The organism is Luteolibacter ambystomatis (genome assembly GCF_018137965.1).
GTDB lineage: Bacteria > Verrucomicrobiota > Verrucomicrobiia > Verrucomicrobiales > Akkermansiaceae > Luteolibacter > Luteolibacter ambystomatis.
This window is the reverse complement of sequence record NZ_CP073100.1, coordinates 2,116,780-2,134,779: the sequence shown is the minus strand read 5'-3', so window position 1 is coordinate 2,134,779 and position 18,000 is coordinate 2,116,780. Positions and strand designations below refer to the sequence as shown.

The following is an 18,000-nucleotide window of genomic DNA, read 5'->3' as shown; positions in this document are numbered from 1 at the left end:
GGACCGGCGTAGGGTGATGACCCCATGATGCCCGGCTCCTGTTTTTCTCCGTGAAGGCGGGCCGGTGCAGCGGAGCGGGTTTCGGCCCGATCAGCAAAAAACCGCTACCCAAAGAAACCCATCCTCATGCATTGCTCCAATCAAAAGCACCATCGGGCCATCCTGATGGTTGCGGCCGCCGTCATTGGCGCCACCGCGTGGCTGTCGTGGCCCGGCCACCCGCAGGCAACCGTATCCCAGGCAAGGGGAACCCGCGCAGGGAGGGCTGTGCCGATTGCACCGGAAACGCCTGCCCATCCATCTGCCGCGACTCCGGTGAAGGCCCTGCGCCCGGCTGGACCGGCACGCCGCCAGGATTTGGTTTGGAAGGACGAGATTCCGGAACCGGCGTTCGCCACCTTCCGTGATTGGACGCGGCGTTATGAAGCTGCGGATGCCGAGGGTAAAAAGGCGCTGGTGGGCGAGGGGATCGAGCTTGCTACGGTACGCCGCGCCGGATTTGCCGATCTGATGCACACGGACCCGGCACGCGCGCTGGAACTGGTGGTTCCCGTGACCGTGCGACGCCACCTGCCGCAGCAGGTGCTGGCGTTTTTGGAGACCCCCGTGGACAAGCGCGGGGACATCGAGCACTACACGGGCGTTTCGGAGGAAGGAGCTGCCGCGCCGCCGGAGTTCTATGAAGTGCAGGTCGACGGGGCCTCACTGAAAGCCTACGTCACGGCGGAGCGATCCGGGCAACCCTCGCGCTACGGCGTGCCAGTCCACGGTTACCAGCTCGACAGCTCGATCGTCGTGCGTCCTACCGCCGGTCGTTTGCTGGAGCCGGTGGAAGTGGGCGACGCCCACGCCGCAAAGGGTGAGGCGATCTGTCCGGTGTCCGAGCAGGACACACGGAGCCAGGGCGATGAGGCAGGACTCGCGGTGGGGGAGGAGACGGATCTTTTCTGCTCGTCCGCGCATGCCGCGTTGGAATTGGAGGAACGGACCGCTGCGGAACAGAACGCCCGCCCGGGTGGCGAGATGCTCGCGGCAGCGGGTGGCGATGGCGGAGGCGGGGAAGTGACCGCCGAGTCCTCGCACACCGAGGGCGTGAAAACGATCCTCTTCATCCGCGTGGATTTCTCGGATCACACGGGAGCGCCGGTCGATGGCGCGGTGATCCTGCCCTACATCGCGAACGCATGGTCGGCCTGGAGCTACGGCCGCTGCACGGTGAACACGGCCAACTGCGCCACCACACCGATCCTGCGCATGCCGAAGGTCGCGGGTACGTCCGGCTACAATGGCGCCTCCGGAACGCTTTACACCGATGCCCTCGCCGCCGCCACGTCCGCTGGCTATACACCGGGGAACTACTCCTTCGTGATGGTGTGCATGGACAATGCCACGCCGGGCTTCACCTTCGCCGGGCTCGGTACCGTGGGTGGCAACAAGACCTGGCTGCGTGCGGAGGGTTCCACCTATGCCGCACAGGTCGCGACGCATGAACTGGGGCACAATCTCGGGCTCAACCACGCGCAGAGCTATGTTGTGAGCGGCAGCAATCCCATCGCCAGCGGCGGCACCACCTCCGAGTATGGCGATCCATACAACACGATGGGCAATGGGGATGTATATTCGCCCTACAACGCGCGCTACAAACTCTACCTGAACTGGCTGACCAGCTCCGACTACACCACGGTCACCACCAGCGGTGTCTATCGCATCGCCGCGCATGACAAGTCCACAGCCACCGGTGTTCGCGGTCTCAAGGTTGCGCGCACGGGCAGCCAGGATTACTGCCTCGATTACATGACCGAGCGCAGCGGCTCGCAGGCCACCTACAATGACAATGGCATTCAGGTGCGCTGGGGACCGACCGGCACCGGCAATGGCAAGACCCAGATCCTCGACATGACCTCAGGCTCGGGCAATGGCCTGACGGATGCGCCACTCGCGATCGGCCGCACCTTCGCCGACGTGCCGAACAAGGTTTACATCACCACGCTGGCGAAGGTCACCGGCGCTTCGTTTGATTCCATGGACGTGCTGGTGAATACCAATGTCGCTCTGCCACCGCCGCCGTGGACTTCCGGTGACATCGGCACCGTTGCCGCGGCGGGCCGTGCCACCTATGACAGCGCGAAGCATCTGATCTATGGCTCCGGTGCGGACATCTGGGGCTCGGCGGATGCCTTCCACTTCGTGCGCCAGGGCGTGAGCGGGGATTGCGACGTGCGTGCGCGCATCAATCTCCAGTCCGCGAGCAACGGCTATGCGAAATCCGGTGTGATGTTGCGTGATGGCACCGGCGCGGGTGCCGCCCATGCGGCGATCTATGCCACGCCCTCGAACGGCTTCGCGTTCCAATACCGCACCGCTTCCGGCGGAGCGACGGTCAATGTCAGCGGACCTGCGTTGAACACCGCGCCGAACAACTGGGTGCGCATGACCCGCACCGGCAATGTCTTCACCGCCTACGTTTCCGCGAACGGCACCTCTTGGACGCAGGTGTCCACGGCCACCATCAGCATGCCTTCGTCGATTCTCGGCGGCATGGCGGTGTGCAGCCATGTGGATGGTGATCTCGGCGCGGCGTCGTTCGACAACGTTTCGGTGAGCGACCAGACCCTTTCCTCCGTAGTCGCGAACGACACCTTCGACACCGGCTCCGCCACTGCGGCCAACGATTCGAACGACACCGGTGATTTCAGTTGGGAGGGTGCCACACTGACGCTCGCTGCGGATACCACGCTCGGAACGGGTAACGCGTTGAACGTGGATGTGGGTGGAACCTTCGGCGGCGTGTTCGGGGAGTTCGACTCGCGCAGCCTCTCCGATGTCGGTGACAGTCTGAAACTGAGCTTCGATTTCCGCTACACCGTCGCACCTCCCGCGAACAGCAATGGATTCCGCTTCGGCCTCTACAACAGTGTGGGTGATGGCTTCGGCGTTCACAATGGCACCGGCGGCACCAGCGGCTACTATCTCATCGAGGACTACGGTGCGGACAATGGATTCGGCGCGGGCGGCACCGTGACCACGATCGCCACCGGCTCGAAGCCCTCGATCAACGACCAGCTCAAGCACAGCGCCGCGCTCACGTTGAAAAAAACCACCACCGGTATCCTCGTCACCAGCGTGGTCGATGGCAGCAGCGTGAGCACCACGGACACCTCGCCGGTGACGTCCACCTTCAACACCATCTCGATTCACAACGGCAACATGACCGCTGACTTCCGGCTGGATAATGTGAAGGTGGAGTTCACCAACAACCTCGCGCCGGTCTTCGTCTCGAATCCGCTGGTGAAGCCTTCGGTGTTTCCGGGCAACGCCTATTCGGGTTCGATCGCGGGAGATGCGACGGACGGCAATGGCGATGCGCTCACGTTCTCCAAAGTCAGCGGGCCGGCGTGGCTGGCCATTGCTTCCGATGGTACGCTTTCCGGAACGCCGATGGTGGGCGATGCCGGAGCGAACAGCTTCGTGGTCCGTGCCACCGATACGCAGGGGGGCACCGCCGATGTGACAATGACAATCAATGTCGCCGGTGCGGTGACCGCCGTCTGGTGGGATGGCAGCGCCACGAGCTGGAATGCCGCGGCCAACTGGTCCACGGCCTCCGGTGCGACGACTCCGAATCCGGGAGCGGTCCCGGGTGCGAGCAACACGATGACCTTCAACATCAGCACCGTGACCACCGCGCAGGCGATCACGCTGGATGCCGATCAATCGTCCGCAGGCATGACCTTCGCCAGCAGCGGTACCACGACCTTCACCGGTGGTGGCACGAACCGTACACTGACGTTCGATCTCGGCGGACTGACACTCAATGCCGGAGCGGGGGCGGTGACCATCGGCTCCGCCACCGCGGGCCAGAACGTGGCGGTATCGCTATTGGGACCACAGATCTGGACGAACGGTTCATCGTCGGCATTGTCGGTGCTCAATGGTCTGTCGCTCGGTGCCAATCCTCTGACGATCTCCGGCAATGCGACGATCAGCGGTGTGGTCAGCGGCAGCGGCTCGCTCACCAAGCAGGACGGCGGCACGCTGGTGCTCTCCGGTGCGAATACCTACACCGGCACCACTCTGATCAAGGGCGGCACTCTTCAGGTCGGCGCGGGTGGGACCAGCGGCGTACTCGGCACCGGTGCCATCACCAACAATGCCAGCCTGGTGATCAATCGCTCGGACGCTCTCACGCTGGGGCAGGCCATTTCCGGAACGGGTTCGCTTGGCAAGACCTCGGCGGGAACACTGACGGTTTCCGGAACGAACAGCTACAGCGGTGGTACCACGCTGGACAATGGCACGTTGAATCTCTCCGGTGACCAGAGCTCCGCGAACGGCGGATGGACCATTGGCGCGGCGGCGGCCAACACGACCACGGTGAATTTCCAGGCGGGCTCCAGCGTGGTGATCGCGCCGGGCAAGCTGGTGCGCATCGGCAACAACGTGGCGAGTGGCACGACCAGTCAGACGCTCAACGTTGCGGGCTCCGTGGTGAACAACGGCACGCTCTACAACGGACGTCCCGGCAATCTGAACCTCAACTCCGGTGGCACGTGGACTCAGAATGATGCCATGTCGCTGAACGGTCAGGGCGGCTACACTTCCGCCATGACGGTGAACAGTGGAGCGACCTTCACCTACACCGGCACCCAGACGGTGAAGCTCCAACCAACATCCGGGAACAGCGGCAACGCCACCCTCACACTGGCAGGCGGCATGTTCGTCACCGGCTGTGGTTTTGAAAGCACCATCGCCAGCACGCTGGCGACGAACAGCGGCCTGATCCTGAATGGCGGGGCCACGCTGCGCTTGTCGGCGAATATTCCCGCACTGGCGGTGACGGCGGGCAGTCCCTTCGTCGTGCTGGTCGGCACCGGTGGCGCGACGGTGGACACGCAGGAATTCTCGACCACCCTGAGTCTGCCGGTGGCGAACGTTGCCAGCCAGACCGGTGCGCTGACGAAGACCGGATCTGGCACGCTGGTGCTGGGCGGGAACAACACATACACTGGCACGACCACCATCTCCGCTGGTGTGCTTCAGGTCGGCAACGGTTCCGGCACCGGCAGTCTGGCTTCGACTTCTGTCGTGAACAACGGTGTGCTGGTGATCAATCGGACCGGCACGTTGACGATGTCCGCGGTGATCAGCGGCAGTGGCTCGTTCTCGCATGCAGGTAGTGGCACGACCACCTTGAGCGGGGCGAATACCTACGCGGGGGAAACCAGCGTGAGCGCCGGAACCCTCACGGCGAACAGCGCTTTCTTTGCTGATGCCGCAGCCATCCGCCTGAGCACGGGAGCGGTTCTGAATCTGAACCACGCCGCCACCGATGTGGTGGACATGCTCTACATTGATGGTCTTGCCCAGGCCTCCGGTAATTGGGGTGCGATCGGTTCTTCCGCCGCGCACCAGACCAGCCTCATCACCGGTACGGGCATCCTCAATGTCACCCATGGAGGCACGCCCTATGATGCGTGGGCAGTGGCTCATGGCTTCAACTCGGTCACAGGTGCGGTGGATGCGGATCCGGATGGAGATGGTGCGAACAACCTTTTCGAGTTCGCCTTCGACGGGGATCCGACTTCTTCCGGTTCGACGGGGTTGGTTTATGAAAGCGTCCAGAGCATCGGTGGCGAGGATGCATTCACCTTCACCATCGCGGTGCGCTCCGGGGCTTCCTTCAGCGGCGAGGAGGGGAGCCCGTCCGCCATGATCGATGGTCTCACCTACACCGTCGAGGCTGGCGAGGATGTCAACTCATGGGGAACCGAACCGGTGGATGAGGTGGTGCCTGCCATCACCACCGGCTTGGCGACGCCCGACAGCGGCTGGGAGTACCATACCTTCCGCGCCGTGGCGACTCCGGCGGAGAAGCCGCAGATCTTCATCCGCGCCCGAGTCGGGCAGTGACGTCATTCCGCAAAAGGAGCGGTCGGAAAAACTCCGGCCGCCCTTTTTCATTCAGCATCCCGATCCCACCGTCTCCACATCTCCGGAGCGGGCGATCTTGATGAAGACATTCTCAAGGTCGTCCTCCTTGAAGTGGCGGGTGATCTCGTCCGCGGTGCCGCTGGCGAGAATTTTGCCCTGATGGAGAAAAAGGATGCGGTCGCAGACTTCCTCGATGTCCCGCATGTTATGAGAGGTGTAGAGGATCGCGGGAGCCCGCTCCTTTTGTACGTGCCGGACCAGCTTGCGCACTTTGTCCGCGATGTCCGGATCGAGCGAGGCGGTGGGTTCGTCCAGCAGCAGCAGCTCGGGATCGTTGAGCAGGGCTTTGGCAAGGTTCACGCGGGTGGATTCTCCGGCGGAGAGCTGGCCGGTGGGTTTGTCCGCGAGTTTGGTGATCTCCAGTAGTTCCAGTAGTTCAGCGACTTTCTGCTTCGGCTTCTTCACGCCGTAGAGCCCGGCGAAGATCAGCAGATTGTTGCGCACGCTGACGTTCCCGGGGAGGGCGGCGTAGGTGGTGCAGAAGTTCGCGCGCCGCAGGATCTCCATGCGGTGCTTCGACAGATCCATGCCAAAGGCGCGGATGGTGCCAGAGGTGGGGGTGATGAGGCCCAGCACCATATTCATGAGCGTGGTCTTGCCCGCGCCGTTCACGCCGAGCAATCCCACCACTTCCCCGGCACGGACGTCCAGGCACACGCCATCTACGGCCGTGAAGCTGTCGAAGCGTTTCACCACATGGTCGATTTCAAGGACGGGCGCGGACACGGCGATACGATGCCCGTCCTTCCGTCCGCGTCCAGTGCTTCCTCCGGAAAACGATCCGCCCCGGCCGCAGGGCGGCCGGGGCGGAACCGGGTGGGTTTTTGGATTGGGGGGAGAATGTCCCGCGGTTTACGGCACCGTCACGCGGAGGCGGACGAAGCGCTTCGGATCACCGGTGGGGATGGTGTATTGGATCGAGGTGCCGTTGTCCGTGAAGGTGACAGGGGTCCAGGTGATCAGGTCGGCGGAGGTTTCGACGATCGGAGTGGCGGCGGCGGTGGCGTCCTTCGGCCAGGTGATCGTGCCGTTGACGGTGGCCGGGTTGGCGGTGAAGCCGGGAGTTGCTCCGAAGAAGTATTCCACGCCGTTCTTCACGCCGTCGCTGTCGAAGTCGCCGTCCGCCGGTTGTCCGCCCGCATTGGTGGCGGCCCAGGTGGAGTAGCTGCTGGCGCTCGCACCCGTGGTCACCTGCAGGAGGCCGGTGCCGGTGATGCGGGCGGTTTTGTGGGTGGCGGAGGAGGTGAGGGAACCCCAGGTGCCCGGAGCCTGCTGGACGCCATCGATGTAGAGTTCATCGACGGTGTCGGTGGCGGCGTGGTTCAGATTGAGCACCGCGCCGTTGCTCAGCTTCACATCCGCGGTATCGGCGAGGAACGCATTCGACAGCGTCAGCGTGCCGCCGGTCACCAGCGTGTCACCGGTGTAAGTGTTCACTCCGGAGAGGACGAGCGTACCTGCTCCCGCCTTGGTCAGCACACCACCTGCGGCGGCTTCGCTGATGATGCCGCTTACCGTGCCGGTGCGGCCGGTGCCGATGTCGAAGACATGATTGCCGGTGGCGGCGAGTTTGAGCGCGCTGCTGACGGTGAGGTCTGTGCTGGCATCCAGCGTTGTGATCGTGCCGCTGTTCCAGGAAAAGGTGCGGGTGCCCGCACCGGTGCCGGTGGCGATGGTCTGCGCGGCTAGAACGGAGCTGCCGTTGAGCGTGAGCGTGGAGTTCACTCCGGTGCCTCCGGAAGCGACCACGCCGAGAGTGACGGTGGTCGCCTTCACGGTGCCACCGGTGACGCTGAAGTTGGCATTCGGTGTGCCGGCCACGCCGTTCTTGTTGCCGACGATCAGGGCGGTGGCGTCGAGCGTGCCACTGCCCATGATGAAGGAGTAGGTGGAGGCGGAGGTGTTGCGGCCATCACCGATGCTGAGCGTTCCAACGAGGGCATCGAGTTTGCTGGTGCCGCTGACACCGGTGAGCAAATCGACGGCTCCGGTTTGGACGCCGCTGTTGGTCACCGTGCTGCTTGCGCCGACCTTGATGTTGGCGCGGCCGGTGCCATCGGCGGCGCGGATGACCAGCGTCGGATTGACCCCGCCGCTGCGGAAACGGAGCGTCGCATTGTCGCGGGAGCTGGCGTTGTTCAGCAGGTTGAGGTTGTTGACGTTCAGCGTGGTGGTGTTGCCCAGATTGACGGTGGCGGTGTGGGCGGTGTTGTTGCCCGAGCTGTCGTTCTGGATGTGGAAGTTCGCGGCGGTGATCGTCGTGTTGTTCGCCAGCGTCGCGGTGACAGGACGGTTGTTGCCGGTGCCGGTGATGATGACGCTGTTGGAGGAACGGTTGTAAACCAGATTGGCGAGACCGCTCATGTCCATGGTGAGGGTGGTGCCGAGGCTGCTGCTGCCCGGGTTCTGGATCAGCAGGTCGGAGGCGCCGTTCACGGTAAGCGTGCCGGTTCCCTTCACGTTGTGGGTCACGCTGGAAGTGCCGACGCTGTTGGCGGTCAGGATGGGGAAGGTCGGGCTGGTGGAGCCGATGTCGAGTGTGGAGCCGGTGGTGGTGAAGTTGAGTTTTGATACCGTTGCCAACGTGTTCGACGCACCCAGCAGCAGCGTGCCGCCGGAGAGGTTCATGATACCCGTGAAGGTATTGGCCCCGCTGAGCATGACCGTGCCGCTGCCAACTTTCGTCAGAGCGCGCGCGCCACCGGCTTCACCGATGGCACCGGAGATGGTGCCGGTGCCGCTGTTGCTACCGATGGTGGAGTCGTTGTTGAGGGTGATCGCGCCGCTGGCGGTAGCTCCGGTGTCCAGGCGGATGGCACCGAGGCCTTCGGTATTGCCGGTGCCGGTCACGCTGATGGTTCCAGCGATGGTGGCACCGTTCGCCGCGTAAAGCGTCGCTCCCGAAGAGAGGGTAACCGGCAGGGTGGTGGGAGCCACGGTCGCACCGGTGATGGCCAGCTTGCCGCCGGCAGTGGTGGACACGGTGGCCGTGCCGGTCAGTCCGCTCAGGTTGCCGGAGAGAGTACCCTGCGAAGTGCCGGTGGCGAGGATGTCGCCGGTGCCGCTGATGGTGTTCGGCAGGGTGCCGCCATCCAGCGCGATGGTGCCGGAGGTGATCGTCACCGGGCCGGTACCAAGGGCATTGGCAGCGGTGGCGGTGGTGGTGCCGCCATTGAGCGTGGTGCCACCGGTGTAGGTATTGCTGGTGGAGACGACCAGCGGACCCGGACCGGTCTTGCTGAGAGCGGTGTTTCCGGCGATCGAACCGGTGCCACTGAAAGTGTAGCCGAAGGTGGTGTTGTTCGCGATGGTGACCGCTGCCGGGGCCAGGGTGCCGGTGAGGGTCACCAGGTTGTCGGCGGTGATGTCTCCGAAGGTGGCGGTGTCTCCGTTGAAGAACAGATTGTCACCACCGGTCCAGGAAGCACTGCCGCCCAGATCCCAAGTGCCCGTGACGCCGCCCCAGGTGCGGGCCGCCGCATCGAATTGGAAGAGGATGGCGAAATTCCCGGCATCATCCGCGATGAAACCGTTGCGGAATCCGGCGGTGGAGAACTCGCTCACCATCGGAGTGCCCGCACCGTTGTAGCCGACAACGGTGAAAAGGTTCGTGCCCGGCACCACGGAAGCGGCATCGGGGAGCAGCGTCACGGCAGCGGCGGACACACCGCTTGCGGTGATGTGGCTGTTGCCCACCAGCAGGCTGGAGCCGGAGGACAGCGTGAGGCTGCCGGTGGTGCTGCCACCGCCCGTCAGGGTGGCTCCGGAGGCCACGGTGATCGGAGAAGCCAGGGAACCGTTCAGCTTGAGGGTGCCGGCATTGACCGTCGTTGCGCCGGTGTAGGTGTTCGCGCCTTCCAGGGTGAGCGTGCCGATACCGGTCTTGGTCAGGGTGACGGTGCCGGTCGCATCGATGGTGAGCGGATTGGCGAAGACCACCGAGCGGCTGGTCGTATCGAGGGTGACACTGGCGCCGGAGCCACTGGTATCCGCGATGTGGATGCGGCTGCTGTAGTCGGTCTTGTTGGACGGGCTGAACTGGAGCGTGCCGCCCTTGAGAGTGAGATTGCCGGTGGAGCCGATGGCATCCGCGCCGCCCAGCACGAGCATGCCGGAATTCAGCGTGGTGCCGCCGGTGTGGGTATTGGCACCCGTTAGTACGATGGAACCCGTACCATTCAGGCTGACGGAACCGGTGCCGGAGATGATGCCGCCGTGGACGAGGGTTCCGGTGCGGTTGAAAGCGACCGAGCCGTTGTTGAGAATGTCCTTTGCCAGCGATCCCGTCCCCGCGGCATTGCCGATCTGGAGCGTGCCGTTCGCCGCGACCGTGACACCGCCGGTACCGGTGGTGTCCGCACCGAGGGTGACGGACGACCATTGTCCGATGGTGAGATTGCCTCCGCCCCAGCCGGTGCCCGGGTTGATGGTCACGGCGACGGTCTTGCCACTGGAATTGCCCGTGACACTCACGGCACCGCTGTAGGCGGCGGTGGAATTCGTGCCGCCGATGACGACATTGCGGCTGCTGCCGGTGGTGCCGCCGCGCTTGATGGTGAGCGAACCGGAGCCCACATAACCATTGTTGAACGTGAGGCCGTTGGTGAAGCCGCCTGCATCGTTCATCTCGACAGTCACGGCATTGGCCAGTGCCAGCTGATTGGCCAGCGTCTGGGTCACCGAGCCGAGAGAACTGGCCGGGGAGACCGTCGCGCCATCGAGCGTCAGGTTGGGAATGGTGAAGGTGGAGACAAGCGTGCCGCCACCGTTGGTGGTGATCAGTTTCAGCGCGGAGCCGTTGGCAACCGCGAGCGAGTCACCGGCGAAGGTGACGTTGCCGGTGGCGGGGGAGTTGACGGTCTTGCCGGTGCCGGTCGCCGCGTAGGCGTTGCCTGCGGCGGGCGCCGTATTGTTGCTCCAGTTGGCCGGAGTGGTCCAATCACCCGTGGTGGTGCCGGTCCAGGAGATGGTATCGGCAAGGAGGGTGGGTGAGAAACAAGCGACGACGAAAAGCGGGAGGATCTTGGATTTCATGATGCCGGGAATGCGAAGCGTCGGGAAATTGCACGCCATCCCCTGCGGTCGCAAACGGCCGGGCCTGTCAAAAACTGCTTAGGAAAACTTGGCAGATTGTACGTAGTTTCCGCCCTGTCCACCCATGGCGGACAGAGCGGGAAAGCATCATGAGTGATTGTGAATCAGGGGGATTCCTCGACTTTGGCACGCATGAACAGCTTGGGCGTCAGGGTCGGGTCCGAACCTGGGACGTAGAAGGAGCGATACGTCATCCCCGCGGTGATCGGAGGCAATGCCAGACTGGTCTGGAGGGAACCTTGCTGGCCGGATGGAACTTCCTGTACCGGAATCGAGGTCCAGTCCGTGAGATCGGCGCTGCTCTGGATGTGATAGATCACACCTTCCGTAGCAGTGGATGTCAGGTCCGTTTGGCCGCTGAAGGACGGAGTGCCTCTCACCGGCAGGGTCAGTGTGAGCACCTTCTGGGGAGTCGCGTTGATGGTGAGGGTGGCGACCTTGGCGACCACCTTGCCACTGCGGGTACCCGAGAGTGGATTGCCGTCCAAGGCATACTCGTAGAAGTTGCTGAGGCCGTCCTGGTCGGGATCCTGGTTCTTCGCATCATTGACACCGGTGGTCAGGTTGCTGGTGATGACCCAGTCCGCATACGGATCGGTGGCGACACCGGTGGTGACCCGCAGCAGTCCCGTGCCGGTGATGCGGTCCGTCTTGTGCGGGGCGGTGGAAGCGAGCGAACCCCAGATGCCGGTCGATTGCTGGACGCCGTCGATGTAGAGTTCATCGATCGTATCGATGGCGGCATGGGTGAGTTCGAGAGTCGCGGCATTGGTGATTTTCACATCGGCCGTGTCCGCCAGGGAGGCGGCTCCGAGCGAGAGTGTGCCGCCATTGACCAAGGTATCACCTGTATAGGTGTTGGTGTTGGACAGCACCACCTTGCCATCTCCGGTTTTGGTGATCGCACCTCCTGCGGCGGCTTCGCCGACCACTCCGTTGACCGTCGCCGTGCGGCCGGTAGGGATGTTGAAAGTGTGGGTGCCGGTGGCGGCGAGCTTGATCGGACTGCCGATGGTGAGATCGGTGGCGGAGTCGAAGGTGGTGATGGTGCCGTCGTTCCAGTTGAGATTGCGGGTGGCGGTTCCGGTTCCGTTTTGAACGGTCTGGGCGGCCAGGATGGCACCTCCATTCAGATTGAGTGTGGAGTTCAGCGTGCCGGCGGTCTGAGTGCCCATGGTGAGCGTGCCCACCTTCACGGTCCCTCCCGTGATCGAGAGCGTGGCATTCAAGGTTCCCCCATTGATGGTGAGGTTGCCGAGGTTGATGGAGGTGGCATCCAGCGTGCCGCCGCCCATCAGAAAATTGGAGTTGGCCACGTTCGCGCCAGCGGTTTTCTGGCCAATCTGAAGGGTACCCACCAGTGCATCGAGCTGGCTGCCCCCGGTGACTCCGGTGGTGAGGTCCACCAGAGCGGTGCCAGTACCGGTGAATGCCGTTCCGACATTCCAAGCGGCCCGGTCCGTGCCATTGGTGCCGCGGATGGTGACGGTGGGTTTCACAAGACCGCTGCGGAACTGCAGGGTGGCGCTGTCCTTGTTGTTGCTGGCAAGAACGATCAACGTGTTGGCGTTGATCGTGGTGTTCACGCCGAGGTTGATGGTGCTGGTTTTCGCCGTGTTGTTGCCCGGCATCCCGTTCTGCAATTCGAAGCTTGAGGCGGTGAAGGTGCTGTTGGTGCCCATCGTGAGATTGCCGCTGCGGGCATTGCCATTGCCCCCGATGGCGACCTTGTTGGACGGTGCGTTGTAAACCAGGTTGCGGAGATTGCTGGCGTCGAGCAGCACCTGCCAGGCGGTCGCTCCCGGAGTGACAGACGAATTGTTGATGACGCTGAAGTCCGATGACCCTTGGATGGCAAGGGTGCCGGGACCGGCGAGGACGGCGCTGGCGGCGGCGGAAGTACTGTTGGGATTGTAGCTGACCGTCAATCCGGTGAACTGCGGGGAATAGCTGCCGATGTTCAGGGTGCCGAGCACGCCGACCGCCGTGCCGGAGCTGAAGGTGAGCGAGCCGGTGGACGGCACGGCACTGGCATTGGCCAGCGAGAGCGTGCCGGAGGTGATGGTGGTGTTGCCGCTGTAGCTGTTCGCGCCGGAGAGGACGATCGTTCCCGCGCCCTGCTTCGTCAGCGAGCGGGCGCCGCCCACTTCACTGATGATGCCGCTGATTTCCCCGCTGCCGGAAACCGCACCGACGCTGGAGTTCGCGCCGAGCACCACGCTGCCCGAGACGATGGTGCCCGCATCCACACGCAGCGCGCCAAGGTTCTCGGTATTGGAGGCTCCGAGAAGATAGAAGGTGTTCGCGTAGTTTCCGGTGCCATTGAGGAAGCAGGTCGTCGCCGCGTTCACGTTGACGACCGCGGAGGATGGCAGGGCACCCGCTCCCGCCGGGGTCAGCGCAAGCTTGCCCGCGCCGGTGGTGTTGATGTCGATGGTGCCCGCGAAGCCGCTGAGATCTCCGCTCAAGGTGGATTGGGCGGTGCCGGTGACCGCGACCCCACCGGAGCCGGTGATGGTATTGGGGATCGTGATCGCCGTATTGCCGACCAGTCCCAGATTGCCGCCGCTGAGCGTGACGGTACCGGTGCCGAAGGCATTGGTCGCGGCGGCGGAGAGCAGGCCGTTGCTGACAGTCGTGGCACCAGTGTAGGTGTTCGAGGTGGAGAGGGTCAGTGAGCCGCCGCCACTTTTCGTCAGCGCGGTGGTGCCGGTGATGGAACCGCTGCCGGAGATGGTATAGTTGGCGGCATTGTTGTTTGTCACCGCGATGGACGAGGGCGCGACCGTAGCTCCCAGCGTGACAACGGTGTCTCCGGCGATGTCCGGGAACGTCACCGCATCACCGGAATAGAAGGCGGTATCGCCTTCGAGCCATGCCGGAGTGGTGCCGAGGTCCCAGGTGGTGCTCGTGCCATTCCATGTCCGCGCCGAGGCGGTGAAGGAAAGCGTGAGTTTCAGGTTCACGTTGTCATCCGCCACAATGCCTCCGCGATAGGAGGCGGCATTGAAGTCCTGTACGGCGGGTGCTCCGCCGGAGCCGTAACCCATCACATCGATCGTATTGGCACCCATCGTCACCGACTGCGCGCGTGCGATGAGGTTCACGGCCGTGGGTGTGATGCCGTTGCTATTGATGAAACCATTGCCGATCAGCAGATTCGAGCCGCTGGCGAGCGTGACGGTGCCGGTGGTGCTGCCGGAGCCGGTCAGGGTGGCACCGGCGGCGACGCTGATGGAGGAAGTGTTGCTGCCGGTGAGGGACAGGGTGCCGGCGCTGACAGTGGTGGCACCGGTGTAGGTATTGTTTCCGGAGAGGGTCCAGCGACCGGTGCCGGTCTTCGTCACGGAAGTGGCTCCGCCGTTGTCCACGATCGCTCCGGCGAACTCGCCGCGGCCGACGGTGGAACCGGTGAGGGTGAGGGTCTTCGCCCCCGATCCGGTGAAGGTGGGGGTGCTGGAGAAGACGAGCTGGCCGTAGCCGGACTGGGTGAGAGATACGGGGCCTGTAGTACCTGCGAAGTTCAGCACGCGGTCGGTGGTCTCGCCGCTGCCGCTGTAGATCAGTCCGGCGGTCAGGGTGGTGGAACCGATGGTGATCGTGCCATGGGCCGCGGTGGTGGGGGCACCGAGCGAACTCATGCCCACGCCGACATTGCCGAGGGAGCGGGCGTTCAACGCGCCGTTGAGAATCGAAACCGGTCCATCGAAGCTGTTGGCGGCATTGGTGAGCTGGAGCGTGCCGCCATCGGTGACATTGAAGCCGGTGGTGCCGGAGATCTGGCCGTTCAGCACCAGGAAGCGGGTGCCGTAGCTGCGCAGCGTGGCATTGGTGGCGCCGGAGAAGACGATGTTGTTTCCGAGCGGGTAGAGGATGTTGGCGGCGGTGGTGGCGGTGACGAGGCCGGCTCCGTTGGAAAGCGTGAGGGTGTTGCCACTGCCGGCCGCGAACGAGTAGCTGCCGAAGGCGGCAGGAGTGTTGGTATTCACCAGTCCGGAGGTGATGGAAATGCCGCCGGAGAGATCCGTATTGATGCCGGAAAGAGTGACAAGGCCGCTGCTGCCACCGCCATTCGCGGTGAGGTCGCCATTGCCTGCGATGGTGAGACCGGCGGTGCCGCCAAGGGAGGTGGAGATCGTGGTGACACCCGCAGCGGTCAGGGCGCTGGTGTCCACCACGCCCGGATTCGCGCCGAATCCGAGGAAGGAACCTGCGACGGTGTAGCCGGTGATGGTGCTCTTGAGCGCTGCGGCGTTGATCGGATTGGCCAGTGTCACCGTGCCTGCGGTGCCGCTGAAGAGGGTGGTGTCCGCGGCATTGGTCGTGTTGCTCCAAGCGAAGTTGGTGGCTCCACTGTCGGTCGTCCAGGTGGTGGCGAGGTTGTTCCAGGAGCCTGCTCCTCCGGTGATCCCGGAGGCCGTGCTGATGTCCCAGGAGACATCGGCGGCGAGGGTATTCGAGCAGAACGTAATAACGGCAAGAAGGGGGATAAGTCTGGGTTTCATGGGCAAAAATAAAAATGCAATCGTTGTAGCAATTGCATGCCATGTCCCCGGGGCGAAGCGGTGCGCACTCCAAAAAACTGTCTAACACTGTGATGCAGATTGGGCCGGCAAGCGACGGAACTGACGCAGCTTCCGGCTTGTCCGCAGGAGGTTCGGAGGCCACAAGAAGGGTGTCCGATGGCTTTCCCACTGAACTTTCTTTTCGGCACGGCCAATGCGGACCATCAGGTGGAAGCCCACGATCCCCGGCATGAGGATGTGTGGGACCTGTGGGAGCGGACGCAGGGCCTCTCACCCCGCGGACGTGCCACCGATTTCTGGAACCGCTATGAGGAGGACATCGCGGCGGCCGCGGCGATGGGCTGCAAGTTGTTCCGCTTTTCCACGGCGTGGGCGCGGGTGGAAACATCCGAGGGTGTGTTCGATCCGGAGGCGCTGGCGCACTACCGGCGGGTGGCGGAATGCGTCCGCAGTCATGGCATGCAGGTGATGCTGACGCTGCACCACTTCGTCTGGCCGGTATGGTTGGAAAGGGACCACGGGGGGATGCTGGGAAAGCGGTTTCCGGATCTCTTCGCCCGCTATGCGGACCGGGTGGCGGAGGCGATGGGGGGCCTGGTGGACTACTGGATCACTTTCAACGAGCCGAGCCAGCTCACCTTCGGCTACATCAAGCCGTGGTGGCGGAACCGCTACTACATGCCGCCGGGACTACCGCGCGGCGAGGAGGTGGATGAGGAAGCCGCGGCGGTGGGGAGGCTGGTGCCCTCGCTGTTCCGGGCGCACGCGCGGGCGCGGGTAAAGATCAAGGCGCGGCGTTCCGAAACGAAGGTGGGTGTGAACCCGCTGGTGACGGGATTCCCCACGTGGCTCCAGATGCTGATGGACTGGGCGGCGTGCCATCGCCGTCTGTCGGAGGCATTGTTCAAGTTCACCACGCGTGGGGCGCTGGTGGGCGAGCGGGCGAAGGTGGATCTGGTGATCGGTGGTATCACCTCCGGACGCCATGGTCGTTTTGAATCGAGCGATCCCTATCTGCGGACGGGCAAGGCGGTGTTGGTGAAGGCGGATTGGGCGGGTGAGGGGATGGATTCACTCGCGGACAAGCGCGTGGGTGTGCTCGGCATCGGCAACCAGCCGGACGGGTGGAAGCGCGACCTGCCTCCGTCCGCCAAGAAGCGGATTTTTTCAAACTACGATGAAGCTCGTAGTTCGCTGGCCGTCGGAGCGGTCGACGCGGTGTATGGGGACGCGCCCTTTCTGATGCCGCATGGTTTGGAGGAGAGCGGGTCGTTCCGCTTTCTCGTCACCGGATTGAGCGACGAGTCCTATGTGGTGCTCGCGCCGAACGGCCATGGCGATCTGTTGGAGCGCGTGAACCGGGTGGTGGCGACGTTCCAGCGTGAGGTGACTGCGGGGCGGGAAGAACCATGGATCCAGCCCGCCGCGCCATCGGATGAGGGCAAGCTGCCGCCGGTTTCGCTGGCGGAGGTGCTGTGGGGACCGGCGGAGAACGAACGTCCCGGCGAAGGGCGGGGGCGCTCGATGAAGCACATCCGCCGCCGTGGCCGCATCCGCATCGGTCTGCGCAAGGACACGCCGGGGCTTTCACCCGCGTGTCGTGGCGAGGGCCTTGAACTGTTGCTCGCGCGGCGCATCGCGCACCAGGTGATGGGGGATGAGGATCTGCTCGAGATCGTGCCACTGGAGCCCTCGCGGCGGGCGAAGGCGCTGTCTTCGAAATCGAGCTGGCTGAACTGGGCGTGGCGCTTCTGGGGGACGACGAGCTTGATCGCGAATGCGAACTGGTGGTATCTGGGGACCTCCGGGCGTTTGCCGGTGGAGCTTTGCCCGGATGAGGCGATTGGCGCGCAGGATTTCGTGGGGCTTGACTATTACTGGGGTCTGCCGACGCACAAGCTGCACCGTTTCCGATCTCTGGAGGATGCGGCCCACGGCAAGTTCATCCAGGCTCCGGTATGGCCGCAGGGGTTGTTCCATGCCTTGCGGCGTTTCCACCGTTGGTTTCCAGGGCAGGAGCTGTTTATCGTGGAGAACGGCAGCGTGCCGGAGGCGAATGGTGTGCCGCGCGGCGAGTATCTGAAGCTGCATCTCCAGCAGGTGGAGAAGGCCATCGACAAGGGCGTGCCGGTGAGCGGCTACAACTGCTGGTCGATCACTTCCAACCGGGAATGGGGCCATCCGTTCGATCCGAACACGGACTTCGGCCTCTACTTCGTGGACATGGACAAGGACCCGGAACTGCGTCGCGTGGAGACGGCGGAGGTGGAGGTATATCGGGAGATCATCGCCGCGGCGACGACGCGGGGAGTGTGAATTTTTTAGCCGCAAGAAGGCGCAAAAGACGTAAAAAGAAGAGGCGTTTGCGCGAGGTATGTAGTTTCTCCTT

The 18,000-nt window shown here is 63.8% G+C and carries 5 protein-coding genes; 2 read left to right on the top strand and 3 right to left on the bottom strand.

The window, feature by feature from the left end; translation table 11 throughout:
- Positions 1-315: 315 nt before the first annotated feature.
- On the top strand, positions 316-5,910 hold the full coding sequence (locus KBB96_RS08145) for an autotransporter-associated beta strand repeat-containing protein (protein WP_211634196.1): 5,595 nt from the start codon (positions 316-318) through the stop codon (positions 5,908-5,910).
- A gap of 51 nt (positions 5,911-5,961) precedes the next feature.
- Here the strand turns inward: KBB96_RS08145 and KBB96_RS08140 are convergent, their stop codons facing one another.
- The 3 genes from KBB96_RS08140 to KBB96_RS08130 all read right to left on the bottom strand — a co-directional run bounded on the left by KBB96_RS08140 (position 5,962) and on the right by KBB96_RS08130 (position 15,590).
- Positions 5,962-6,717 carry an ABC transporter ATP-binding protein gene (locus tag KBB96_RS08140; protein ID WP_226373675.1) on the bottom strand — a complete coding sequence of 252 codons (756 nt, stop codon included), beginning with the start codon at positions 6,715-6,717 and terminating at the stop codon, positions 5,962-5,964.
- Positions 6,718-6,843: 126 nt separating this feature from the next.
- Positions 6,844-11,025, bottom strand: coding sequence for a beta strand repeat-containing protein (locus KBB96_RS08135; RefSeq protein WP_211634195.1), 4,182 nt, complete (start codon positions 11,023-11,025; stop codon positions 6,844-6,846).
- Between the two features lie 164 nt (positions 11,026-11,189).
- A complete protein-coding gene (locus KBB96_RS08130) occupies positions 11,190-15,590 on the bottom strand; it encodes a beta strand repeat-containing protein (protein ID WP_211634194.1) in 4,401 nt (1,466 codons plus the stop codon).
- Between the two features lie 177 nt (positions 15,591-15,767).
- Between KBB96_RS08130 and KBB96_RS08125 the strand changes: the two genes are divergently transcribed.
- Positions 15,768-17,927, top strand: coding sequence for a family 1 glycosylhydrolase (locus KBB96_RS08125; protein ID WP_211634193.1), 2,160 nt, complete (start codon positions 15,768-15,770; stop codon positions 17,925-17,927).
- Positions 17,928-18,000: the final 73 nt, after the last annotated feature.